Source organism: Pseudomonas sp. S44 (genome assembly GCF_016624805.1).
Classification (GTDB): domain Bacteria; phylum Pseudomonadota; class Gammaproteobacteria; order Pseudomonadales; family Pseudomonadaceae; genus Aquipseudomonas; species Aquipseudomonas machongensis.
In genome coordinates this window covers 54,110-78,596 of the sequence record NZ_JACVTY010000029.1, presented here as the reverse complement: position 1 = coordinate 78,596, position 24,487 = coordinate 54,110, and the positions used below count along the sequence as shown (strand labels likewise).

The following is a 24,487-nucleotide window of genomic DNA, read 5'->3' as shown; positions in this document are numbered from 1 at the left end:
CGCGACCCCGACCTTGGCAAGGTCGTGCTCTACCAACTGAGCTATTCCCGCGTCGTGATGGGTGCCATTCTAGCGAACTGCCAGGGAAGGTCAACCCCTTGATTCAAAAAAAGTTTTACTTCTGCTCGGAGCCTTCGCGCAGGTGCGGCCAGGCCGCCAGCAGGTAATGCACCATCGACACCAAAGTCAGGCCTGCGGCCACCAGCAACAGCCCGTAACCGAGTGCGACCCAGAAGGTCAGCACCGGCGGATTGCCCAGCAGAATGACCAGCGCCAGCATCTGCGCGGCGGTCTTCCACTTGCCCAGGTTCGACACCGCCACATGCGCCCTCGCCCCCAGCTCGGCCATCCATTCGCGCAGAGCGGATACCACGATCTCACGCCCGATGATCACTGCTGCGGGCAGCGTCAGCCAGAAGTTGGCGTGCACCTGCACCAACAGCACCAGCGCCACGGCAACCATCAGTTTGTCGGCGACAGGATCCAGAAACGCCCCGAACGGCGTGCTCTGCTGAAGACGACGGGCCAGATAGCCATCGAGCCAGTCAGTTGCGGCGGCGATGGCGAACACGCTGCTGGCGGCTACGTAACTCCAGTGATAAGGCACGTAGAACAGCAGAATGAAGATCGGGATGAGCAGGACGCGTAGAACGGTGAGCAGGTTTGGAATATTCATCGGTACGACTGGCTGCGAGTTGAACCCGGCATTCTACTCGCTATGCAGGCTCGCATAAATCGACTCGGCAAGCTTTTTACTGATGCCGGGTGCCTTGGCAATCTCGTCGACACTGGCGCGGTTGAGCTCCTGCAGGCCGCCGAAATGTTTCAGCAGGTCTCGACGGCGCTTCGGCCCGACCCCTGCAACGTCTTCGAGGCTGGACGTACGGCGAGCCTTGCCGCGACGTGCGCGGTGGCCAGTGATGGCAAAACGGTGCGCCTCATCACGAATCTGTTGAATCAGGTGCAGTGCCGGTGAATCGCCCTTGAGGGTGAATTCGTGGGCCACATCGTTGAGATACAACGTTTCGAAACCGGCCTTGCGGGTCACCCCCTTGGCCACCCCGAGCAAGGTAAGGTCACTCAGTGCCAGCTCCTGCATGACTTCACGGGCCATGTTCAGCTGTCCCTTGCCGCCGTCGACCAACAGCACATCGGGCAACTTGCCCTCGCCGTCCTTGATCCGCCCGAAACGGCGAGTCAGGGCCTGGTGCATGGCAGCATAATCATCACCGGCGGTGACCCCTTCGATATTGAAACGGCGGTAGTCGGACTTGAGCGGGCCTTCAGGGCCGAACACCACGCACGAGGCCACCGTAGCCTCGCCGCTGGAGTGACTGATGTCGTAGCACTCCAGGCGCTGCGGCACCTCCGGCAGGTTGAGCACCTGAGCCAAGGCCTCGAAACGTGCGGCCATGTGCTGGCGGTTGGCCAGACGAGCGTTGAGCGCCTGCTCGGCGTTGGTCACGGCCAGTTGCTGCCAGCGTGCCCGAGTCCCTCGGACTCGGTGACTGATGGCCAGGTCGCGACCGCGCAAGGTCTGTACCGCTTCAGTGATGGCTTGGAAGTCCTCGTGGACCACATTGACGATCAACTCCCCTGGCAGTTCTCGCTCGGCGTTGCCCAGGTAGTACTGGGAAAGGAAGGCCGCCATCACTTCGGACACCTCCTCCTCGATACCCACCTGCGGGAAGAAGTTCTTGCTCCCCAGCACGCGCCCGCTGCGGACGCTGATCAGGTGCACACAGGCCCCGCCCGGGTTGACGAAGGCGGCGATGACATCGACGTCACCGGAGCCGCCCTCCATGTACTGCTGGTCCTGGACGCGACGCAACAAGGCGATCTGGTCGCGCAGCTCGGCGGCCTTCTCGAAATTCAGCGCCATGGCGGCCTGCTCCATCTCGGCGTTGAGCTCATTGCCCAGCTGCTGGCTACGCCCCTCGAGGAACATCACCGAATGCCGTACGTCTTCGGCATACTCCTCGGGCGTGACCAGGCCGACGCACGGTCCCTTGCAGCGCTTGATCTGGTATTGCAGGCACGGCCGGGTGCGGTTGGCGTAATAACTGTCCTCGCACTGACGCACCGAGAAAGCTTTCTGCAGCAGGCTCAGGCTTTCACGGATCGCCCCGGCGCTGGGATAAGGGCCGAAGTAGCGGCCCTTGGCTTTTTTCGCGCCACGATGTATGCCCAGGCGTGGGAAATCGCCGTCGGAAAGAAAGACGTAAGGGTAGGATTTGTCGTCCCGCAACAAAATGTTGTAGGGCGGACGCCACTCCTTGATCAGCGTCTGCTCGAGCAGCAGCGCCTCGGTCTCGTTCGCGGTAATGGTGGTTTCGACCTGAGCGATGCGCCCCACCAGAGCGGCCGTTTTCGGCGCCAGGCCAGTCTTGCGGAAGTAGCTGGCCAGACGCTTCTTGAGGTTCTTGGCCTTGCCTACGTAAAGCAGCCGGGACTCGGCATCGAACATCCGGTACACGCCTGGGCGACCGCTGCAGGTCGCCAGGAACGCGCTGGCATCAAAGAGTTGGGACATGGGGGATTACAGGCTTGCGTCAACCATACCGTGGCGAACGGCCAGCAATGTCAGTTCGACGTCGCTGGTGACCGAGAGTTTTTCGAAGATCCGATAACGGTAAGTATTGACGGTCTTGGGGGACAGACACAACTTGTCTGAGATGATCTGCACTTTCTGGCAGCCGACAATCATCAGAGCAATCTGGATTTCCCGCTCAGACAGCGCATCGAACGGTGACCCCTGGGGCTGGAACGATTTGAGCGCCAGCTGCTGGGCGATCTGCGGGCTGATGTAGCGCTGCCCCGCGAAGGCCAGACGGATAGCCTGGACCATTTCGTCGAGGCCCGCGCCCTTGGTCAGGTATCCTGCGGCGCCTGCCTGCAGCAAGCGCGTGGGGAACGGGTCTTCCTCGCACACGGTGACGGCCACAACTTTGATATCCGGGTGACTGCGAAGCAATTTGCGCGTGGCTTCCAGGCCACCGATTCCGGGCATCTTGACGTCCATGAGGACTACGTCGGGTTTCAGCTCACGGGCAAGCTTGAGGGCGGCTTCGCCCGAATCCGCCTCGCCGACCACTTGCAGCCCATCGATATCGGCCAGCATGCGCGTGATACCGGTACGCACCAGATCGTGATCATCGACCACAAGTACCCTAATCAAGCAGACACCTCGTCATGGGGGCGATTGGATCCGGCCACCTTAACAAAAAATTTCATCACGAACCTAGCGCAAAGCGTCATTGGCATATGCCTGGCGGTCTGCCCTTCGCAGGCGAGTCTTTTCGTAGCTTTCGTTATCTGCCGCCAAACGCCCGAGCAGGTGCCAGATCGCCGCCCGATCGGCTGAAGTCAGCCGTCGCAACATACCCAGCACGCGGCTCTCATCGCCACTGAGGCATTCCAATGGCGCCGGCGTGCGCAGGCCGCTGAGTACGTACGCAGCATCGACGCCCTTTGCGGCGAGCGCCGCCAGATAATCGATGCGCGGCGTGCGCTCCCCACTTTCGTACTTGCCTTGGGCGTTTGGCTCGACACCCCCGATGTCGCCGAACACTCGCTGGGTCAATCCCAACCGCTCGCGCTCTTCCCTCAAACGCAGACCGAATCCTTTCATTCGACTCCCTTCCTCTCTCGATCAGATAGCCCTGGGCGCGTCCGGCCCCCAGGCGAATAGCCACGAATCCAGTTGGCACTATGCACATTGGATCCAACCAATACAAGCTACTATTACGGCACTTGTCTAAACCTGTACCGACATCAAGACCTCACGCCCGTGACCATGACATTGCGCTGCATACGAACGAAACAGTCGTCTTCCCCTATTTCGACAAAGCCCGACCGTGCGTAGAGTCGCCTGGCCGGGTTACTGCGGAACACCATCAGGCGCAGTAACGGCAAACGACGTTGCGCTGCCCATCCGGCCAGCTGCCCCAGCACCCAGGATCCAACGCCGTGCCCGCGGTACTCGGGCAGCAGGTGCAGTTCGCGGATGAACAAGGCCTGGCGGTCCTGACTGAGGCTGCAGAAACCCAGCACTTGCTCACCCGCCTTCACCAGCCACTGCTCGCGCCAGCTCCAAGCTTCGTCAAATGCCTCTTCGATCCACAACAGGTCGAACTCGCGGTAGTACGGGAGCATGGCGCGCCGCGTCAGATCGCGGGCGAAGGTACGACAGCCTGCGGTAGCCGGAACGAGTTCAAGTGATATTTGAGTCATTGCATCTCTATCCGCCTGGCTCCTGGGCATAACACACCGGTGAACTGCCCGGCCCCCTTCGCTCGAGCTCTTCTTCCAGCCAGTCGGCGAGCACCCGGGCATTGTTGTGCGCAGTATCCTTGCCTGCGAACAACAGGGTCAGGGTCCCCTTGGCCGCCAGATCCAACAGCGGATACCAATGCTCAGGATGGGCCGCCAGTTCGGCACGGTAGTGCTCGGAAAAACCGGCGAAGTCCATATCCCCGGCATGAAACGCCCTGCGCAGCGCATCCGACGGTGCAACGTCGCGCAACCACTGGCCGTGCAAGGCATCCTTGCGCATATTGCGTGGCCACAAGCGATCGACCAGCACGCGCTGTCCGTCCTCAGGCGAAACCGATTGATACACGCGCTTGCAACAGATCATCGAATTTTCCGGCGCTATTTTCACCCTCAGCCTACGACTTACATTGACCAAGGTCACGCGACAGCCATTCGATCAACACCAGACAGCCGCTGCGCAACCCTCGCCCGGGGTAAAAAAAGAGGCCGCGCGGGCGGCCTCGATCAAGTCAGCCCGGAATTTTCAGCCCACGCTGCACCGCAGGACGTTCCAGGAATTTCGCCAGCACTCGCTGCACTTCCTTGAACGTCTCAAAGCCCACCAGATCACGGGCGTCGTAGCGATCCACCAGATTGCGCACCCAGGGGAAAATGGCGATGTCGGCGATGCTGTACTCATCGACCATCCACTCACGGCCCTTCAGGTGACGATCGAGCACACCGAGCAGACGCTTGGATTCGTTGACGTAGCGATCACGCGGACGCTTGTCCTCGTAATCCTTGCCAGCGAAGAAATGGAAGAACCCCACCTGGCCAAACATTGGCCCGATGCCGCCCATCTGGAACATCAGCCACTGCAAGGTCTGATAGCGCTGCGCGGGGTCCTGGCTGAGCAACTGGCCAGTCTTCTCCGCCAGGTACTGGAGGATCGCCCCTGACTCGAACAGCGGCAATGCCTGCCCGCCGGGACCGTCGGGATCGAGAATCGCAGGGATCTTGTTGTTGACGCTGAGCGAGATGAACTCGGGCGTCAGCTGATCGTTGGTCTCGAAGCTGACCTTGTGTACCTCATAGGGCAGGCCGATCTCTTCGAGCATGATCGAGACCTTGACGCCATTGGGTGTGGCCAGCGAGTAGAGTTGCAGGCGCTCGGGGTGCTGCGCCGGCCACTTCTGTGTGATGGGAAAAGCGGACAGATCGGTCATGGTCGATTCCGAATGCGAAGGGATCATCACTCTAGAACCAACGTCAAGGTTTGACCATGGCCTTCCAGAGATCGAAAGTGACGCCCACACGGGTGCGCCACTTGTCGCTGGATCAATAGCGTGGCAGGACAGGCTGGGCGTCGTTGGAGATGACCACTTCGACGCGCCGGTTGAGCTGGCGCGACTGTGCATCGTTATTGCCTGCCACCGGATACTCCTTGCCGTAGCCGGCAGTGACCATACGATCGCCGGCCACGCCTTGGCGACGCAGGGCATTGGCCACCGCCGCCGCGCGCTGCTCGGACAGTCGCTGGTTGAGGGCATCGCTGCCAGTCGAGTCGGTGAAGCCTTCGATCAACACCTTGCGCTCTGGATTTTGCTGCAGGTAGTGCGCGAGTTGCTGAATGTTACGATAGCTGCCGCCACGCAGTTCGGCACGCCCGGTGTCGAACAGAACATCGCCGAAGGTGATGACCGTGCCACGGTCGCTGGGTTTGGCATTGAGGCTCTGCAACGCCTTGAGCTGTGCGGTCCGCACATCCAGACGCGCCAGGGTGCGCTGAGCTTCGATGCCCTGCAGGCCAGTTTCGGCCTGACGCAGCAAGATGGTCTGCTCGGCAGTTTCGATCCTGCGGTTGGCCAGATAGGCGAGCTGAGTCACCTCGGCGCTCTTGCGGTCCTTGAGCGAAGCTTGCTCGGCTCGTCCCAGAGCGCTGAAGGCCTCACGGGTTTCCAGCGCAGCAACACGACTCGACTCAGGCTTTGCCTGGAGCACCGAATATGCCTCCCGCGCTTCGAGCAACCCAGGGTTTTCCGGGGTGGTGCCACAACCGGCCAGCATCAGAGCAACAACCGATACACCCGGCAGCAGATGGAATTTCGACATGATGGTTCTCCTCAGCGGGGGGTAGCGATGGCTTGGGGGGCGTCGAGCAATTCCTGCTTGAGCACCTCGATGCCTTGGCGCGCAGTGTCAAGCTGCGCCTGGGTCTTGCGAGCAGCAGCCTTGCGCTCGGCCAAACGGGCATCGGCCTCGGCCTGCTCGGCGAGTATCTTCACCTGAGCGGCATCCTTCTCACCCAGTGCGCGCTCCATGGCGTTGAGTTTGTCCTGGGCGGCACGCATCTCCGCCGGCGCGTACTGCGTGGCGTCGGCAGAGACCGCCCGGTTGACCGCGCTACGGGTCAGCTCGATCTGCTCGCTGGGCATGAGCGAACTGGCGCAGCCACCCAGCGCCAGGAGCAGGCCGGCAGCAGGCAGGAAATTGATATTGAATCGGGCAGGCATTGAACAACTCCTCGTGAGTTGACGACACACGAACACAGGGCTCCCGCCGTGTTCGCGCGGTGATGGTCGAAAGGTCCAGAGGGTACGGTCGATGTTCGCGGTGCGGGCTGGTTCAGCCGCCACGAGAGGGGAGCAATCAGTGAGAAACGTAGAACATCTTTGACGGTCTCTTGGAAAAGCCTTGCAAGACTATTCCGCAGATATTGAACGCCACATAGGAACTATCCGAACCAACCACGGGTAATTTTCGACAACCCGCAAGCTGCATCGGGTAGCCGATGGCTACCCGCCCCTAGGGTTCAGCTACGCTCGTGCGCCTGCCGCTTGAGCTTTTCGGTGTCGACACGCACGAACACCGAATCGGCGCGGACGGTCAGCACGTCCCCGGCCCAGACCTCGCAGATGACCCGGCTCTTGCGCCCGACCTCACCTTCAACCCTGGCCTTGAGCAGCAACTCGACACCCATGGGCGTAGGTTTGAGGTAGGTCAGGCTGAGGGTGCCGGTGACACAGTCAATACGCGGCAAGCTGCCCGGCTCGCGCCCTTCGGCCCGGTAGTGGTAGGCCATTGCGGTCCAGTTGGAATGGCAGTCCACCAGCATCGCCAGCAGGCCACCGTAGACCAATCCGGGCCAGCCGATGAAGCCGCTGTCAGGTGAGTGCCGGCACAGCAGGTGCACGCCGTCGCTGTCCCAGTGGCTCTGGATATGCAGGCCACTGGGATGGGAACAACCGCAGCCATAGCAGGAGCCTTCGGGCGCCGCCAGTTGCTGGAGGGAGAGTGCTTTCTCGTTCATACGCTTCCTGTGCTTGTTGGAATGGGAAGGATGGCGGAAAGATGGTAGCGCTCCCCCCTTCCTTGTGCACTCACCTGCAGCGGCAACACAGGATGAGCGCAAGCCTCAAACGACTTGCACCCGACCAGCCCTCTCTCGCCGCCGTGTCACGGAAATCAGCAGGATCACCGCCGTAACCCCGGCCGTCATAAGGGTTTCGTAGCGATAGGCATCGCTGAACAGCATGTACCCCAGCACCAGTACGATAGTCCCGATCACCAGCCAGGTGAGCCATGGGAACAACCACATCTTCAATGCAAGCTCCGTCCCCTCACGCTCAGCCCGCGCACGCATGCGCAGTTGCGAAACAGCAATCACCAGGTACACCAGCAGGGCGATGGCCCCCGTGGTCGACAACAGGAAACCGAATACCTTGCCCGGGAACACATAGTTGACGAAGCAGCCGGCGAAACCCGCCAACGTCGAAAGGATCACTGCTACGGTCGGCACACCAGCCCCGGAAATCCGCCGGGTCATGCTCGGCGCCTCACCGCGAGCGCCCAACGAATAGAGCATCCTCGAGGCCGTGTAGAGCCCGGAGTTCATGCAACTGGTCACCGCCACCAACACCACCAGATCGACCACCAGCTTGGCGCCCGGCACATTGAGCACCTCCAGCACGCGCTGGAACGAGCCCACGGCCTTGAGCCCCGGATCGTTCCAAGCTACCAGCGACACCACCAGGAAGATCGACGCCAGGTAGAAGATAGCGATGCGATACACCACAAGGTTGGTGGCACGACGGATCTTCTCCTTGGGGTTGGCGGTTTCATCGGCGGCAATGGTGACGATCTCGGCACCGAAGAAGGAGAAGATAGTGATCAGCACGCCCCCCAGCACCGTGCCAAAGCCATTGGGCATGAAGCCTCCGTTGGCCCACAGCTGGCTGACGCCGGAGACCTTGGCCAACGGCCAGACGCCGAACAGTGCCAGGCTGCAAATGATGATGAAGGCGAGAATGGCGACCACCTTGATCAACGCGAACCAGTACTCGAAGGCGCCGAAGTTCTTCACGCTGACCAGGTTGGTCCCCGACAGCAGCACCATGATCAGGAAGGCGAATAGCCAGGACGGCACATCGGGAAAATAGGCATGGAGGATATCGGCGCCAGCGATCGCCTCGACCGGGATGATCAATACCCAGAACCACCAGTACAGCCAGCCGATGGTGAAACCGGCCCAAGGTCCGATGGCCTCGGTGGCGTAGGTGGAAAACGAACCGCTGTTGGGGTTGGCGATGGCCATTTCGCCAAGCATGCGCATCACCAGCAGCACCAGCAGGCCGGTCATGGCATAGGAAATGAGGATCGCCGGGCCTGCCGTGGCGATGGCGTTGGAGGAGCCGATGAACAGGCCGGCACCAATGATGCCTGCGATGGAAATCATGGACACCTGGCGCGAAGTCAGGCCGTGCTGCAGCGAACGCTGTTTCTTTTGTTGTGACGATGCCATGGGGAACCCTCTGATGGGTCGGCCGCCGCAAAAGGCGGCGATGAGTCTGAGCAGATTTTGTTGTAGGTCTGTGCTGTTGTTTCTTGTTGTTGTGCAGTTTTCGCTGTCACTGCGCACAGGACAGGAAGTTGGAGTAAGGGGTGTTTTTTCTCTTGCCTCTCCATCGGGTTGTAATCGTTGATCCAGGTCAGTATTAATCTATAGGCGTGGCTCAACAAACGACCTTTTAGAAACACATGATTCCGTTTTGGAATGCATTTCTTATTTTTCCTGCCTGGTAACGCCTGTCATGTCCAAACGCCTGATGCCCTCCACCACCGCCCTGCAATGCTTCGAGGCAGCCGCCCGCCACCTGAGCTTTACCCGTGCGGCGCAGGAGTTGCACCTCACCCAGAGCGCGGTGAGCAAACAGGTCGCACAGCTCGAGGACATGTTGTCCCACCCGCTGTTCCAGCGTATTCGCCGACGCCTGCACCTGACCCCGGCAGGCGCGCTGTACCTCACCGAAGTGAACAAGATCCTCACCCAGATCGACATCTCCAGCCGCTACATCCTCAGCTACGGCGACGAGACGGAAGTCCTGCGCATCGCCACCCAACCCACCTTCGGCGCGCGCTGGTTGGTGCCACACCTCAAAGGTTTCGGCGAACGCCATCCGCGCATCCACCTGGACGTGCGTAACGAACTGGAGCCATTCGACCTCGTGCAGGCCAAGGTCGATATCGCGTTCTTCTTTGGCCAGGGCACCTGGCCCGGCGCCACCTGCCTGGAGCTGTTCAGCGAGGAGGTGGTGCCGGTGTGCGCACCACAACTGTTGCAGGCACATGCGTTCGGCAGTGCCCAGTCGCTGACCGAGCACCGTCTGCTGCAATGCGCATCGAGGCCCGAAGCCTGGCACGAGTGGTTCCTTGGGCTGGGGCTGCACAGCCAGAACAGCTACCACGGACCACGCTTCGACACCTTCTACCTGTGCATCCGCGCAGCCATCGCAGGCTGCGGAATTGCCCTGATTCCGCGTTATCTGGTGGCCGAGGAACTGAGCGAAGGCAAGCTGGTGGTGCCGTGGAATCATCCGGTGGCGAGCAATGGCCGGCACTTCATGGCCCATGCCGAGCATGCGGCCGAAGTGCCCAAGGTGAAGGCCTTCGTGGAGTGGATCCTGGAACGGGCAGCTGAAGAGGGTTAAAAGTCGAACTTCGAGAATCCAAGGAATGATCCCAATCGAATAATTCGTTTGCCGAACACACATTCATCGCGCTTGGATAATAAGAAATTCGAACAAGGTTCCGTGCGTCCATGAATCAGGAAAGTATCAGCCAGTCCATCGCCATCGTTCACCCGATCACACTTTCCCATGGCCGCAACGCCGAAGTCTGGGATACCGACGGCAAGCGCTATATCGACTTCGTCGGCGGTATCGGCGTGCTCAACCTGGGCCACTGCAACCCGGCAGTGGTTGAGGCCATTCAGCACCAGGCCGCTCGCCTAACCCACTACGCTTTCAATGCAGCGCCCCATGCGCCTTATCTTGACCTCATGGAGCAACTGAGAGGGTTCGTTCCAGTGAACTACCCGCTCGCCGGCATGCTCACCAACAGCGGCGCCGAAGCCGCAGAGAACGCGTTGAAGGTGGCCCGTGGCGCCACCGGCAAGCGCGCCGTCATCGCCTTCGACGGCGGCTTCCATGGCCGCACCCTGGCCACCCTCAACCTCAACGGCAAGGTCGCCCCCTACAAGCAACGCGTGGGTGAGCTGCCGGGGCCGGTCTATCACCTGCCCTACCCCAGTGCCGATACCGGCGTGACCTGCGAACAGGCACTCAAGGCCATGGAACGGCTGTTCAGCGTCGAGCTTGCGGTCGAGGATGTGGCAGCCTTCATCCTCGAACCGGTGCAAGGCGAAGGCGGCTTCCTCGCGCTGGACCCCACCTTCGCCCAAGCCCTGCGCCGCTTCTGCGACCAGCATGGCATTCTCATCATCATCGACGAGATCCAGTCCGGTTTCGGACGTACCGGCCAGCGCTTCGCCTTCCCACGCCTGGGCATCGAACCGGATCTTCTGTTGCTGGCCAAGAGCATCGCCGGCGGCATGCCGCTGGGTGCAGTGGTCGGCCGACGTGAACTGCTGGATGCCCTGCCCAAGGGCGGGCTTGGCGGCACCTATTCGGGTAATCCCATCGCCTGTGCCGCGGCCCTGGCCAGCCTGGCGCAGATGAGCGACGAGAACCTCGCCACCTGGGGCGAGCGCCAGGAGCAGGCCATCGTGAGACGCTTCGAACACTGGAAGGCCAGTGGCCTGTGCCGTTACCTGGGGCGCCTGACCGGCGTTGGCGCGATGCGAGGGATCGAATTCGTCAACCCCGACGGCAGCCCGGCGCCTGCGCAACTGGCCAAGGTAATGGACGCTGCACGAGCCAAGGGGTTGCTGCTGATGCCCAGTGGCAAGGCCCGCCACATCATTCGCCTGCTGGCACCGCTGACCATCGAGGAGGATGTACTCGAGGAAGGGCTGGATATCCTCGAGCAGTGCCTGGCCGCACTGGGCTGAGACTCAGAGCCCCAGTTCTTCTGGCGTAAGCATGTCGGATTCGAAGGCGATCCAGCCGCCTTCGAGCTCGGCATGGCCGTTGACGATCGGGCCGTAATAGGTCAGGCCGTTCTCTAGCGTGACACAGATGTGCGTGGCCTGTTTTTCAGGAGCCGCGAGCGTACCGACGAAATGCACCTTCTTCAGCGTTTCGGTCACCGCCTCAAGACCAACTCGCATGCCTGGGTTTTCCGAGGCTTCGGTATCGCCTCCGCGGTCTTCGGCGCTGACGGTCACGGTGGCGGTGTAGGGGTACTTGGTGCTCAAGCGGGGTTACCTCGGCAGGATGGTCGTATGGGCGCGTAGAGTACGGCAGGTGATCCCTGTTGTCTCTAATGGCCTGTTCGCGGGTCAACCGCAGCGACGAAGCGCGGTGGACTCGCCTGCGACGCGCCGGCCTGCAACAGGTGATCTGGCCCCGTCGATCTGTTAGGGTGCCGGGCGATGCACGCCATACCAGAGGAGGACACCACGTGAGCGCCGAAGAACCCCTGATCGCCGACCTGTTCGAGGTCGACAAACGCCTGACCCTCAAGCCCGTCGTGGACTTCAACACCTACCTGCGCAACGCCTTCGGCGACGGCGGCTGCCGCTGTCATCGCTGCGTCGAGCTGAACGGCGACGAAAGCAGCTACAGCCACCGCCACACCTTCGAGTTCGATGGCCGCCCGATGCATCGGCGCTTCGCCAACACCGCAGGCAGCGATGTGCTGCAAGCCTTGAAAAAAGCCTGGCTGTCATACACCAAGAACGACCTGCCTCTGCTCGGCCAGCTCGATCTGAACACCCTGCGCACTTTCACCGAAACGAACCTGCATGAGCGGCTGCTGGCCCTGCTCCCGGCCAGCGGCCTGGCGCGCGAGGTCGATGGCACTTGGATACTGCAAGCCCAGGCCGACTGACAGCCCGGCGGCGCAGCAGGATTCTCCCGGTCTGCTACCGTGGGAGAATCCTCACCTGCAGGTGACCTGCCATGGCCCGCACAACCCCCATCGAGCTGTACCGCAATATCGGCATCGTCGCCCACGTCGATGCCGGCAAGACCACCACAACGGAACGCATCCTGTTCTACACCGGGGTCAACCACAAGATGGGCGAGGTCCACGATGGCGCCGCGACCATGGACTGGATGGCCCAGGAGCAGGAGCGCGGCATCACCATCACCTCGGCGGCGACCACGGCGTTCTGGCAAGGCTCAACCAAGCAGTTCGCCGACAAGTACCGTTTCAACATCATCGATACGCCCGGCCACGTCGACTTCACCATCGAGGTGGAGCGCTCGCTGCGCGTGCTCGATGGCGCGGTGGTGGTGTTCAGCGGCGCCGACGGGGTCGAGCCGCAGTCCGAGACGGTGTGGCGCCAGGCCAACAAGTACCACGTGCCACGCTTGGCCTACATCAACAAGATGGATCGCCAGGGGGCAGACTTCCTGCGCGTGGTGAAGCAGATCGACCAGCGTCTGGGCCACCACCCGGTGCCCATCCAGCTGGCCATCGGCAGCGAAGAAAACTTCATCGGCCAGATCGACCTGGTGAAGATGAAGGCCATCTACTGGAACGACGCCGACCAGGGCACCAGCTACCGCGAAGAACCGATTCCCGCCGAACTGCAGGCCCTGGCCGACGAATGGCGCGCGCACATGGTCGAGGCCGCGGCCGAAGCCAATGACGAACTGACCCTCAAGTTTCTTGAAGGCGAAGAGCTGAGCATCGACGAGATCAAGGCCGCCCTGCGCCAACGCACCATCGCCAACGAGATCGTACCGACCATTCTTGGCTCCTCGTTCAAGAACAAGGGCGTGCCACTGATGCTGGACGCTGTGATCGACTACCTCCCCGCCCCCAGCGAAATCCCTGCAATCAAGGGCACCGACCCGGACGACGAGGAAAAGCACCTCGAGCGCCATGCCGACGACAAGGAACCGTTCTCCGCACTCGCCTTCAAGATCGCCACCGACCCCTTCGTCGGCACCCTGACCTTCGCTCGCGTCTACTCCGGCGTGCTCAGTTCCGGCAATGCGGTGCTCAACTCGGTCAAGGGCAAGAAGGAACGCATCGGCCGCATGGTCCAGATGCACGCCAACCAGCGTGCCGAAATCAAAGACGTGTGCGCGGGCGACATCGCCGCGCTGATCGGCATGAAGGACGTGACCACCGGCGACACCCTGTGCGACATCGACAAGCCGATCATCCTCGAGCGCATGGACTTCCCGGACCCGGTGATCTCGGTCGCGGTCGAGCCGAAAACCAAGGCCGACCAGGAGAAGATGGGGATCGCCCTGGGCAAGCTCGCCCAGGAAGACCCCTCGTTCCGCGTGCGCACCGACGAAGAGACCGGGCAGACCATCATCTCGGGCATGGGCGAGCTGCACCTGGACATCATCGTCGACCGCATGCGCCGGGAGTTCAACGTCGAAGCCAACATCGGCAAACCACAGGTCGCGTACCGCGAAAAAATCCGCAACACCTGCGAGATCGAAGGCCGCTTCGTCCGACAGTCTGGCGGACGCGGTCAGTATGGCCATTGCTGGATCCGCTTCGCCCCGGGCGACGAAGGCAAGGAAGGCCTGGAATTCATCAATGAGATCGTCGGCGGCGTGGTGCCACGCGAGTACATCCCGGCGATCCAGAAAGGCATCGAGGAACAGATGAAGAACGGCGTGCTCGCCGGGTATCCCCTGATCAACCTCAAGGCCGCAGTGTTCGACGGCTCCTACCACGATGTCGACTCCAACGAAATGGCCTACAAGATCGCCGCATCCATGGCGACCAAGCAGCTGTCTCAAAAAGGCGGCGCGGTGTTGCTGGAGCCGGTGATGAAGGTCGAGGTGGTAACGCCCGAAGAGTACCAGGGCGACATTCTGGGCGACCTGAGCCGTCGCCGCGGGATGATCCAGGATGGTGACGAGACGCCCGCCGGCAAGGTGATTCGCGCCGAGGTGCCGCTGGGCGAGATGTTCGGCTACGCCACCTCGATGCGCTCGATGACCCAAGGCCGGGCCAGCTTCTCAATGGAGTTCACGCGCTATGCAGAGGCGCCGGCGAGTATCGCCGATGGCATCGTGAAGAAGAACCGGGGGGAATAGCCCTGGCGAGCTCATCGCGGGGCCCCGATTGCTCCGCGATGGCGTCGACCCCGCCGACTCGGAACCTCAATGCTGCTCGCCTGCCCGCCGCAACAGCTTCTTGCACCGCTCCGACAGATGCACCACGCGCAGATGCTTGCCCGCGCGGGAATACCGCTCGCGCAGGGTCTTCAACGCGGCGATCGCCGAGTAGTCGACGAAGCTCAGGTGCTTGCAGTCCAGCGTCACGCTCTGCGGATCCTGCGCCGGATCGAACTGCTCGAGAAACGGTGTGGTCGAGGCAAAGAACAAGGTGCCATGCACCTGGTAAATCTTGCCGCCCTGGCCATCCTCGTGGCTATCGGCATACAGCTCACGAGCATGCTGCCAGGCGAAGTTGATGGCCGCGATGACGATCCCGAACAGCACCGCGGCGGCCAGGTCCGTCAGTACCGTGACCACCGTCACGGCAATGATCGCCAACACATCGCTTTTCGGCACCTTGTGCAGTACTCGCAGCGACGCCCAGGCGAAGGTCTGCTGCGCCACGACGAACATCACCCCGACCAGTGCCGCCAGCGGAATACGCTCGATCAGCGGCGACAGGAACAACACGAACAGCAGGATCATCACCCCCGCCACCACGCCCGACAACCGACCGCGGCCATTGGAACTGAGGTTGATCACGGTCTGGCCGATCATCGCGCAGCCGCCCATGCCACCGCACAGCCCCGACACCATGTTGGCCGCGCCCAGCGCCACACATTCACGATCAGGGAAACCGCGGCTCTCGGTAATCTCATCGGTGAGATTGAGGGTCAGCAGGGTTTCCAGCAGACCGACCATGGCCATCACCAGCGCATAGGGGGCGATGATCTTCAGCGTCTCAAGGTTCCAGGGCACCTCCGGCCAGGCCAGTTGCGGCAGGCCGCCGGCGATGTGCGCCATGTCGCCGAGGGTGCGGGTCGGCAGCTCGAGCAGGTAGACCAGCAGGCCCACACCGACAATCGCCACCAGCGCTGGCGGCACCGCGCGGGTCAGCTTCGGCAGTACGTAGACCACCAGCATCGTCAGGGCTACCAGGCCGACCATCAGCAGCAGCGGCTTCCCGCCGAGCCAGTGTTCGCCGTCCTTGAAATGCTCGAGCTGGGCCATGGCGATGACGATGGCCAGGCCATTGACGAAGCCAAGCATCACCGGGTAAGGCACCAGACGCACCAGCTTGCCAAGGCGCAGCACGCCGAACAGGATCATCACGATCCCGCCAAGCAGCACCGTGGCCAGCAGATACTGGGCACCGTGCTGCACGACCAGGGCGACGATCACCACCGCCATCGACCCGGCGGCGCCGGAGATCATCCCTGGGCGACCGCCGAACAACGCGGTCAGCGTGCAAATGATGAAGGCACCGTAGAGCCCCATCAGCGGATTGAGGTGCGCCACCAGGGCGAAGGCGATGCACTCGGGCACCAGGGCGAAGGAAGTGGTCAGGCCAGCGAGGACGTCGGCGCGAAGTCGGGCGGGTTTCATGTAGATCCTGTGAAGTGTCCAGTCTGGGCGACAGCGCGCGGGTGCACTGGGTGACCCCAATCACACGAGCGGAAGCAAAATCGAGGGGCGCGATGTTACGGAATTTGTCTGACAGCGGCCACCGCCGCTCTGCTCAGCGCACCCGCTCCCGGCTCTGCACCGCGAGATCCAGCGCGCGCTGCATGTCCAGCCGCGCCGAGCGCCCCAGGTCAGGGTCATTGAGACGGCCATTGCGCTCCGACGGCAGGATCGGCGCCGTCAGGTCCTCGGCATCCATCGCCTCGAAGTCCTGTTCAGAGCCCATGGTCAGGGCACTGCGGCGCAGCAACATACGCACCTGCTCGGGCGTAAGCTGCGGATTGATCGACAACATCGCCGCCACCGTCGAGGCCACCAATGGCGTTGCATAGGACGTACCGCAGTGCGGCTTGCCAGCATCGGCAGGTTGCAGGCAGGCTGCTGCACTGACATCCACACGCATGTCGACGTTGGAGCTGCGGCGCTTGACCACATGTTGCGGATCGTCAACCGCGGTGTCGCGCTCGCTGCGTTGATGCCCGCCCACCACCAGCAATTGCTCGGTCACGAACGACGATGGCAAACGGTATTCATCGGTGCCAGACCATGACGAGCCATTGCCCGCGGAATTGACCACCACCACATCCGGGTGCTCGCTGCGCAGCCACAGGAAGAATTCCTCGAGCAACTCCTCGTAGCCACTCATGGCCAACCCCGAGCGCACCAGCGAATCGACCTCGTCGCCCTCCACGCTTCTGGCGCCGACGCGGTGGATACCCCAACTCCAGTTGAGCACCCGTACGCCGTCCTCGACCAGGTTGACCGACGCGGCGATGTTGGCGGTGATACCTGCATCCGAGTTGCGCTCGACGATCACCTCGAACCCGGGGCTGGCCTTGCCCAGGCCGCTGAGAAAGCCACCTGCCACCCCCTCCCCATGCCCGGCCAGGATACCGGCGACGTGGCTGCCGTGGCTCTGCGCACGTGCGCCGTCGCGGCCATAAAGGCAGGCCTGTCTTGGCCCGCAGGCGCCGCGATAAGCCTGAAAGGGCGCAGCGTCGAAATCCAGCTCGCGCTCGATCACGCCCACACGTATCGGCTGTACAGGCACGTTCGAGGCCGGGACCCGGCGCTGGTAGTAGTACAGGGCATCCGTGAAACGATTGGCCGCCCACTCATCGGCCTGGTCGATGACCGTAGCCTTGCCGCCCTCGCCTTCCTCACCTCGCTCCGGCGCCGACTCTTCGACGATCACCGCGTCCACGCTGAGCTCGCTGCCCATGCGCAGGATCATCGCATCGCGCTGTACAAGATCACGTACCGGCAGGCGCAGTTGGTAGACGTTCAACGGCGGGATCGCCCCCACCACCTGCGCACCATATTTGTCGGCGATACGTTGCGCCTCCTCGCGCCCGTTGTGCTTTTCCTCGATCAGCAGGCTGACCAGGTCGAGGTAGGTGGTCAGGCCGTCCATGTTCCTGGCCACCTCGTGCGGGCCTGCGGCGACCACATGGCTGCGCTGGCGAGTGAGCCAGACCGGATTGCTTTTCTGCCCGCCGACCTGCAGCCACAAAGGAGCGCTCGGACCGGGCTGGTCGAGCGTGAACTCGAGCCTGTCGCCCTCGCGCAGCACGGCACTGGCAGGCAAGGCCCGGTCGCCCAGCCACACCTGTGGAGCCTGGTGCTCCAGACCTTGCGCGCGCAGGCACCAGTGCTGCGGGGCCTCGGACAGCAAATCGCCGCAGCGCTGCAACTGCTGGATGCGCGGTTCGGCGATGGCACTCTGTCCAAGAACAAGCAACAACAAAGGTAGGTAGCGCTTCATGCTGAGGGTCTGCCGTGGTCTTTTTGCTGCGACCCCAGCGCTCAGGCGATGGTTCAGCTGTTGACGATAGCCCGCGAAAGCTCCGTAGCCGCACTGCAAATTTCAAATCCCTGTGATCCAGACACGGCACAATGCTGGCAAATTTGCCATCATGTCTATTCAACCTGCGGAGACCACCAACATGCCGCTACGCCCCCTTGTCACCGCCCTGCTGCTGGCGGCCAGCCTCACCGCGCAGGCGGCCACCGAAGTCGTGCCGCTGCAGCACCGCAGCAGCGCCGAGCTGTTGCCGACCGCCCAGTCCTTTCTTGGAAAGGACGGAACCGTCAGCGCCTTCGAGAACAAATTGATCGTCAATGCCAGCCCGGAACGCATCGACGACCTGCGCGCCTTGCTACAGCAGTTGGACACTGCGCCCAAACGCCTGCTGATCAGCGTCGACAACAACGACAGCAACTACCAGGACAACCGCGGCAACGCCCGGGTCATCCAGTACGGCACCAGCAACCGCGAAGGCGGCCTGCAGCAGATCCAGGCCAGCGAAGGCCAGCCGGCGCTGATCCAGATCGGCCAGAGCATCCCCATCACCAGCACCTCGACCGATGGTTATGGACGCATCCAGAGCGACACCCAATACCGCAATGTGACCCAGGGTTTCTACGTCACGCCGAGCGTCAGCGGTGAAACGGTTCGTCTGCAAATCAGCACCAATAATGATCGAATGAGCCAGGAACGCCAGGATGTAGTGAAGGTGCAGAGTACCGACACAACTGTCTCTGGAAGGCTCGGCGAGTGGATCACCCTGGCGGGGTACAACCAGCAGAGTCAGGCCGACAATAGTCCTTCGGCCCTTACTTACAGCACCCAGCGCGGTGAAAACATGACGCTACGCGTCAAAGTCGACCTTCTCGACTGATCCCAGGCCGTTCAAGGCCTCGACCAAGGGCCTTGAAACTGACTGCAGAGTCGCATTAGACCAAAGATGTAGTAAGCCAAGAAAAGCACTACAAAACATTTGACAGGCTCTTTTCGCCAAGGGCATGATGGCCTCGCTCCCGCTAATCAGGGGCCCTGGCAAGGGCCTTCGGGACGCCCTCCCGACACCCCTGGAGGCGTCCTGTGTCTATACGGCCCACAAGGCGGTTCGACGGGATTGCGACTGCAACGAAGAAGTTGTCCCGAGGGACGGAAGCGCATCACCGCAGAACCGGCAATCGACGTCGCACCGCAGCAAGGCATCCACGAGCCAACCTGCTGGGGACACTTTCGCCTGAACTGCACCCCCTTCCCCTTCGAGCCTTCCCCGTTCGCCGCCGCACTCCCCCGGACAGGACAGCCGCCAAGCCTCTGATTCCGCGCCCTGAGCATCCGCACAACTACACTCAAGATCGATGCGACGAGGTTTATTTCCATGGCACTGACACGCGAACAGCAAATTGCAGCCCTCGAGAAAGACTGGGCCGAAAACCCGCGCTGGAAAGGCGTGACCCGTACCTACACCGCCGCCGATGTCGTTCGCCTGCGTGGCTCCCTGCAGCCGGAGCACACTTTTGCTCGTCAAGGCGCAGAAAAACTGTGGAAGCTGGTCACCCAAGGTGCCCACCCGTCCTTCCGGCCCGAAAAAGATTTCGTCAACTGCATGGGCGCCCTCACCGGCGGCCAGGCCGTGCAGCAGGTAAAAGCCGGCATTCAGGCCATCTACCTGTCCGGCTGGCAGGTAGCCGCCGACAACAACTCGGCAGAGTCCATGTACCCTGACCAGTCGCTGTACCCGGTCGACTCGGTACCGACCGTGGTCAAGCGCATCAACAACGCCTTCCGCCGCGCCGACCAGATCCAGTGGAAAGCTGGCAAGAACCCGGGCGACGATGGCTACATCGACTACTTCGCACCGATCGTGGCTGACGCCGAAGCCGGTTTCGGCGGCGTGCTGAACGCCTACGAGCTGATGAAGAACATGATCGAGGCAGGCGCCGCTGGCGTGCACTTCGAAGACCAGCTGGCCTCGGTGAAAAAATGCGGCCACATGGGTGGCAAGGTACTGGTGCCAACTCAGGAAGCCGTACAGAAGCTGGTGGCCGCGCGTCTGGCCGCTGACGTTGCGGGCGTACCGACCATCATCCTCGCTCGCACTGACGCCAACGCTGCCGACCTGCTGACCAGCGACTGCGACCCTTACGACCAGCCGTTCGTGATCGGCGAGCGTACCCGTGAAGGCTTCTACAAGGTACGTGCCGGCCTCGACCAGGCCATCGCCCGCGGCCTGGCCTACGCCCCGTACGCCGACCTGATCTGGTGTGAAACCGCCAAGCCGGACCTGGACGAAGCCCGTCGCTTCGCCGAAGCGATCAAGAAGGAGTACCCGGACCAACTGCTGTCGTACAACTGCTCGCCATCCTTCAACTGGAAGAAGAACCTGGACGATGCCACCATCGCCAAGTTCCAGCGCGAACTGTCGGCGATGGGCTACAAGCACCAGTTCATTACCCTGGCCGGCATCCACAACATGTGGCACGGCATGTTCAACCTGGCGCACGACTACGCCCGCAACGACATGACCGCCTACGTGAAACTGCAGGAGCAGGAATTCGCCGACGCCAGCAAGGGCTACACCTTCGTGGCGCACCAGCAGGAAGTGGGCACCGGCTATTTCGACGACATGACCACCGTGATCCAGGGTGGCGCTTCGTCGGTGACGGCACTGACCGGTTCGACCGAGGAAGAGCAGTTCCACTGATAGTGGATTGCTGACAGAGGCCCGGGGCTTGAGAAAGCCCCGGGCTTTCTTTTGCCTGCTGCCCCACCACTGCCTGCCCCTGCAGGCGCCTGATGTCCTGACGACGAGGCAAACCCCGAGATCAGGTCTATGCTTGAGGCAGCACAGCAAGCAAGGACTGCCACATGCCTCGTCCAAGCCAACGCCTGGATGCCCCCCTATATAAAGAAGCACAGCCCGTACCCGGCTTGCTCGATTGCGCTTCCTTGCCATTGCCGCCCGCCCCCGCCGCCCCGTCATTCGCCGAAACATTGACCCAGAGCGGTACACGAAAACGCTGCAACTGCTAGAACGAGAGTTTTTCTCATTTGCAAGTGACAAGATTGCGAATTGAACTAGACAGGTATCAGATGGCTCGGCAAACAGCGGCTCAGCCAAATGATATTAATTATCATTATTAAATTGAAGACTCGTTACGCCAACCAAGAAACATAATTAACAAATCTGATTGGAATGCCCGAAAATCAAGGCTTTCAGCGATTTACGAAAGATTTTTGTTCTTAATCCTACGAATAATTTTGCACTGGAAATTTTACTTGCCGTGGGTTTACCCATAAAATCAGCGCGATTGATTCAGCTGCGACATTTGGTCACTGCATCAGCGACACCGCGTCGCCGCTCTACTTATTTCAGACTGCAGAGCTGGGTCTCTGTATAAGGATTTCAAGCATGTCCGATTCGGCAGGACTCATCGCCCACAACTGGGGCTTTGCCATCTTCCTCCTGGGTGTCGTCGGCCTGTGTGCCTTCATGCTCGGCCTGTCCAGCCTGCTCGGCAGCAAGGCCTGGGGCCGCGCCAAGAACGAACCCTTCGAATCCGGCATGCTGCCCGTTGGCAGCGCCCGCCTGCGCCTGTCCGCCAAATTCTATCTGGTCGCGATGCTGTTCGTGATCTTCGATATCGAAGCCCTCTTTCTCTTTGCATGGTCTGTGTCCGTCCGCGAAAGCGGCTGGACCGGATTCGTCGAAGCTCTCGTTTTCATAGCAATTCTGTTGGCAGGTCTTGTCTACCTATGGCGCGTCGGTGCTCTTGATTGGGCTCCCGAAGGTCGCCGCAAGCGGCAAGCGAAGCTGAAACAATGAGGCTTTGGCAATGCAATACAATCTCACCAGAATCGATCCGGATGCGCCCAACGAGCAGTACCCGGTAGGTGATCGGGAAACCGTCACCGACCAACTGCTCGAAGACCAGGTCCACAAGAACATCTACATGGGGAAACTCGAAGATGTGCTGCGTGGCGCGGTCAACTGGGGTCGCAAGAACTCCCTCTGGCCGTACAACTTCGGCCTCTCCTGCTGCTACGTGGAAATGACCACGGCCTTCACGGCACCCCACGACATCGCCCGCTTCGGCGCCGAAGTCATCCGGGCCTCGCCGCGCCAGGCCGACTTCATGGTCATCGCCGGTACCTGCTTCGTCAAAATGGCGCCGATCATCCAGCGCCTCTACGAGCAGATGCTCGAGCCCAAGTGGGTCATCTCCATGGGTTCGTGCGCCAACTCCGGTGGCATGTACGACATCTACTCGGTCGTTCAGGGGGTCGACAAGTTCCTCCCCGTGGACGTCTATGTGCCTGGCTGCCCGCCGCGCCCCGAGGCTTTCCTGCAAGGTTTGATGCTGTTGCAGGAATCGATCGGCCAAGAACGACGCCCGCTCTCCTGGGTGGTTGGTGATCAAGGTATTTATCGTGCCGAGATGCCTGCCCAGAAAGACCTGCGTCGTGAACAGCGCATTGCGGTAACCAATCTGCGCAGCCCCGACGAAGTCTGATCCAGCGACCTGCCGCCCGCTCCCCAAGGAGCCGGCGGCCTGGCTTCATTCTCAACGTTGACCCAAAGCGACCGAGACCATGACAGCGGACACCGCTATTTTCATTCCGCCCTACAAGGCTGACGACCAAGATGTGGTCGTCGAACTGAACAACCGCTTTGGCGCCGAAGCATTCGTCGCCCAGGAAACCCGCACCGGCATGCCCGTACTCTGGGTCAAGCGCGCCCAGCTCAAGGAAGTGCTCAGCTTCCTGCGTGGCGTGGCCAAGCCCTACAGCATGCTGTACGACCTGCATGGCGTCGACGAGCGCCTGCGCACCCAACGCCGCGGCCTGCCTGCCGCCGACTTCAGCGTGTTCTACCACCTGTTGTCGGTCGAGCGTAACAGCGACGTGATGATCAAGGTGTCGCTCAGCGAGGGCGACCTGAACCTGCCGACCGTGACCGGTATCTGGCCGAACGCCAACTGGTACGAACGCGAAGTCTGGGACATGTTCGGCATCGACTTTGCCGGCCACCCGCACCTCAGCCGGATCATGATGCCGCCGACCTGGGAAGGTCACCCGCTGCGCAAGGACTACCCTGCCCGCGCCACCGAATTCGATCCCTACAGCCTCACGCTCGCCAAGCAGCAGCTTGAAGAGGAATCGGCGCGCTTCAACCCCGAGGCCTGGGGCATGAAACGCCAGGGCGCCAACGAGGACTACATGTTCCTCAACCTCGGCCCCAACCACCCTTCTGCCCACGGTGCCTTCCGTATCGTCCTGCAGTTGGACGGCGAAGAGATCGTCGACTGCGTCCCGGACATCGGCTACCACCACCGTGGTGCCGAAAAGATGGCCGAGCGTCAGTCCTGGCACAGCTTCATCCCCTATACCGACCGTATCGACTACCTCGGTGGGGTAATGAACAACCTGCCGTACGTCCTCGCGGTCGAGAAGCTGGCCGGTATCCAGGTGCCGCAGAAAGTCGACGTGATTCGCATCATGCTCGCCGAGTTCTTCCGGATCACCAGCCACCTGCTGTTCCTGGGTACCTACATCCAGGACGTCGGCGCCATGACCCCGGTGTTCTTCACCTTCACCGACCGCCAGCGCGCCTACACCGTGATCGAGGCGATCACCGGTTTCCGTCTGCACCCGGCCTGGTACCGCATCGGCGGCGTTGCCCACGACCTGCCACGCGGCTGGGACAAGCTGGTCAAGGATTTCGTCGAATGGCTGCCCAAGCGCCTGGACGAATACACCAAGGCCGCCTTGCAGAACAGCATCCTCAAGGGCCGTACCATCGGCGTTGCCGCATACAACACCAAGGAAGCCCTGGAGTGGGGTACCACCGGTGCCGGCCTGCGCGCCACCGGTTGCGACTTCGACCTGCGCAAAGCCCGTCCCTACTCCGGCTACGAGAACTTCGAGTTCGAAGTACCGCTGGCCCACAACGGCGATGCCTATGATCGCTGCATGGTCCGTGTCGAGGAGATGCGCCAGAGTATCCGCATCATCGACCAGTGCCTGCGCAACATGCCGGAAGGCCCGTACAAGGCGGATCACCCGCTGACCACGCCGCCACCGAAAGAGCGCACCCTGCAGCACATCGAGACCCTGATCACCCACTTCCTGCAAGTCTCGTGGGGCCCGGTCATGCCGGCCAACGAGTCGCTCCAGATGATCGAGGCGACCAAGGGCATCAACAGTTACTACCTGACGAGCGATGGCGGCACCATGAGCTACCGCACCCGGATCCGTACCCCGAGCTACCCGCACCTGCAGCAGATCCCTTCGGTGATCAAGGGCAGCATGGTCGCGGACCTGATCGCGTACCTGGGCAGTATCGACTTCGTTATGGCTGACGTGGACCGCTAAG

At 61.7% G+C, this 24,487-nt stretch carries 23 protein-coding genes; 9 read left to right on the top strand and 14 right to left on the bottom strand.

All coding sequences use genetic code 11. The annotated features are described in order from the left end of the window. Positions 1 to 115: 115 nt before the first annotated feature. The 11 genes from pgsA to IAE40_RS20180 all read right to left on the bottom strand — a co-directional run bounded on the left by pgsA (position 116) and on the right by IAE40_RS20180 (position 9,055). Positions 116 to 676: a CDP-diacylglycerol--glycerol-3-phosphate 3-phosphatidyltransferase gene (gene pgsA / locus IAE40_RS20230; protein WP_054892720.1), complete on the bottom strand. Its 561-nt coding sequence runs from the start codon at positions 674 to 676 to the stop codon at positions 116 to 118. Positions 677 to 709: 33 nt separating this feature from the next. Beyond that, positions 710 to 2,533: an excinuclease ABC subunit UvrC gene (gene uvrC, locus IAE40_RS20225; protein ID WP_200603749.1), complete on the bottom strand. Its 1,824-nt coding sequence runs from the start codon at positions 2,531 to 2,533 to the stop codon at positions 710 to 712. Between the two features lie 6 nt (positions 2,534 to 2,539). Next, positions 2,540 to 3,178: a response regulator transcription factor GacA gene (gacA, locus tag IAE40_RS20220; protein WP_065864334.1), complete on the bottom strand. Its 639-nt coding sequence runs from the start codon at positions 3,176 to 3,178 to the stop codon at positions 2,540 to 2,542. A 63-nt stretch (positions 3,179 to 3,241) separates the two neighbouring features. After that, complete coding sequence (locus IAE40_RS20215) at positions 3,242 to 3,631, bottom strand: helix-turn-helix domain-containing protein (protein ID WP_054892717.1); 390 nt, start codon at positions 3,629 to 3,631, stop codon at positions 3,242 to 3,244. Positions 3,632 to 3,774: 143 nt separating this feature from the next. Then, the gene (locus tag IAE40_RS20210) at positions 3,775 to 4,224 is read right to left on the bottom strand and encodes a GNAT family N-acetyltransferase (RefSeq protein WP_200603750.1); all 450 of its coding nucleotides are present in this window, start codon (positions 4,222 to 4,224) and stop codon (positions 3,775 to 3,777) included. Positions 4,225 to 4,240: 16 nt separating this feature from the next. Next, positions 4,241 to 4,639, bottom strand: a complete 399-nt coding sequence (locus tag IAE40_RS20205) for a DUF488 domain-containing protein (RefSeq protein WP_063544348.1) — start codon at positions 4,637 to 4,639, stop codon at positions 4,241 to 4,243. A 145-nt stretch (positions 4,640 to 4,784) separates the two neighbouring features. Next, the gene (locus IAE40_RS20200) at positions 4,785 to 5,480 is read right to left on the bottom strand and encodes a glutathione S-transferase N-terminal domain-containing protein (RefSeq protein WP_153773037.1); all 696 of its coding nucleotides are present in this window, start codon (positions 5,478 to 5,480) and stop codon (positions 4,785 to 4,787) included. 112 nt (positions 5,481 to 5,592) lie between these two features. Then, positions 5,593 to 6,366 carry an OmpA family protein gene (locus tag IAE40_RS20195; protein WP_153773036.1) on the bottom strand — a complete coding sequence of 258 codons (774 nt, stop codon included), beginning with the start codon at positions 6,364 to 6,366 and terminating at the stop codon, positions 5,593 to 5,595. Positions 6,367 to 6,377: 11 nt separating this feature from the next. Next, positions 6,378 to 6,767, bottom strand: a complete 390-nt coding sequence (locus tag IAE40_RS20190; RefSeq protein ID WP_063544344.1) for a DUF4398 domain-containing protein — start codon at positions 6,765 to 6,767, stop codon at positions 6,378 to 6,380. Between the two features lie 299 nt (positions 6,768 to 7,066). Further along, complete coding sequence (locus IAE40_RS20185) at positions 7,067 to 7,564, bottom strand: PaaI family thioesterase (protein WP_063544342.1); 498 nt, start codon at positions 7,562 to 7,564, stop codon at positions 7,067 to 7,069. 105 nt (positions 7,565 to 7,669) lie between these two features. Continuing rightward, positions 7,670 to 9,055 (bottom strand): amino acid permease, encoded by a 1,386-nt coding sequence (locus IAE40_RS20180; RefSeq protein WP_112897967.1) that lies wholly within the window; start codon positions 9,053 to 9,055, stop codon positions 7,670 to 7,672. 289 nt (positions 9,056 to 9,344) lie between these two features. Here IAE40_RS20180 and gcvA point away from each other — a divergent pair, with 289 nt between their 5' ends. Next, positions 9,345 to 10,241: a transcriptional regulator GcvA gene (gcvA, locus tag IAE40_RS20175; protein ID WP_063544338.1), complete on the top strand. Its 897-nt coding sequence runs from the start codon at positions 9,345 to 9,347 to the stop codon at positions 10,239 to 10,241. Between the two features lie 110 nt (positions 10,242 to 10,351). After that, a complete protein-coding gene (locus IAE40_RS20170) occupies positions 10,352 to 11,602 on the top strand; it encodes a 2-aminoadipate transaminase (RefSeq protein WP_200603748.1) in 1,251 nt (416 codons plus the stop codon). 3 nt (positions 11,603 to 11,605) lie between these two features. Here IAE40_RS20170 and IAE40_RS20165 read toward each other — a convergent pair whose 3' ends face one another. Then, a complete protein-coding gene (locus IAE40_RS20165) occupies positions 11,606 to 11,908 on the bottom strand; it encodes a hypothetical protein (protein ID WP_151923980.1) in 303 nt (100 codons plus the stop codon). A 206-nt stretch (positions 11,909 to 12,114) separates the two neighbouring features. Between IAE40_RS20165 and IAE40_RS20160 the strand changes: the two genes are divergently transcribed. Both IAE40_RS20160 and fusA read left to right on the top strand, forming a co-directional pair. Beyond that, complete coding sequence (locus IAE40_RS20160) at positions 12,115 to 12,543, top strand: hypothetical protein (protein ID WP_200603747.1); 429 nt, start codon at positions 12,115 to 12,117, stop codon at positions 12,541 to 12,543. Between the two features lie 71 nt (positions 12,544 to 12,614). Continuing rightward, complete coding sequence (gene fusA / locus IAE40_RS20155; protein WP_054892708.1) at positions 12,615 to 14,726, top strand: elongation factor G; 2,112 nt, start codon at positions 12,615 to 12,617, stop codon at positions 14,724 to 14,726. 66 nt (positions 14,727 to 14,792) lie between these two features. Here the strand turns inward: fusA and IAE40_RS20150 are convergent, their stop codons facing one another. Both IAE40_RS20150 and IAE40_RS20145 read right to left on the bottom strand, forming a co-directional pair. Further along, entirely contained in the window at positions 14,793 to 16,235 is a 1,443-nt protein-coding gene (locus tag IAE40_RS20150; RefSeq protein ID WP_153773032.1) for a SulP family inorganic anion transporter, read from the bottom strand. A gap of 133 nt (positions 16,236 to 16,368) precedes the next feature. Then, positions 16,369 to 18,078, bottom strand: coding sequence for a S8/S53 family peptidase (locus tag IAE40_RS20145; RefSeq protein WP_197891418.1), 1,710 nt, complete (start codon positions 18,076 to 18,078; stop codon positions 16,369 to 16,371). Between the two features lie 181 nt (positions 18,079 to 18,259). On the opposite strand from IAE40_RS20145, the gene IAE40_RS20140 reads away from it, so the two are divergent. The 5 genes from IAE40_RS20140 to nuoC all read left to right on the top strand — a co-directional run bounded on the left by IAE40_RS20140 (position 18,260) and on the right by nuoC (position 24,486). Then, positions 18,260 to 18,994 carry a secretin N-terminal domain-containing protein gene (locus IAE40_RS20140; RefSeq protein ID WP_153773030.1) on the top strand — a complete coding sequence of 245 codons (735 nt, stop codon included), beginning with the start codon at positions 18,260 to 18,262 and terminating at the stop codon, positions 18,992 to 18,994. 495 nt (positions 18,995 to 19,489) lie between these two features. Beyond that, on the top strand, positions 19,490 to 20,815 hold the full coding sequence (gene aceA, locus IAE40_RS20135; protein WP_054892704.1) for an isocitrate lyase: 1,326 nt from the start codon (positions 19,490 to 19,492) through the stop codon (positions 20,813 to 20,815). Positions 20,816 to 21,523: 708 nt separating this feature from the next. Beyond that, a complete protein-coding gene (locus tag IAE40_RS20130; protein ID WP_003251427.1) occupies positions 21,524 to 21,937 on the top strand; it encodes an NADH-quinone oxidoreductase subunit A in 414 nt (137 codons plus the stop codon). A gap of 10 nt (positions 21,938 to 21,947) precedes the next feature. Next, on the top strand, positions 21,948 to 22,625 hold the full coding sequence (locus IAE40_RS20125) for a NuoB/complex I 20 kDa subunit family protein (RefSeq protein WP_029614113.1): 678 nt from the start codon (positions 21,948 to 21,950) through the stop codon (positions 22,623 to 22,625). 79 nt (positions 22,626 to 22,704) lie between these two features. Next, the gene (gene nuoC, locus IAE40_RS20120) at positions 22,705 to 24,486 is read left to right on the top strand and encodes an NADH-quinone oxidoreductase subunit C/D (RefSeq protein WP_200603746.1); all 1,782 of its coding nucleotides are present in this window, start codon (positions 22,705 to 22,707) and stop codon (positions 24,484 to 24,486) included. The last annotated feature ends 1 nt before the right edge of the window (position 24,487 follow it).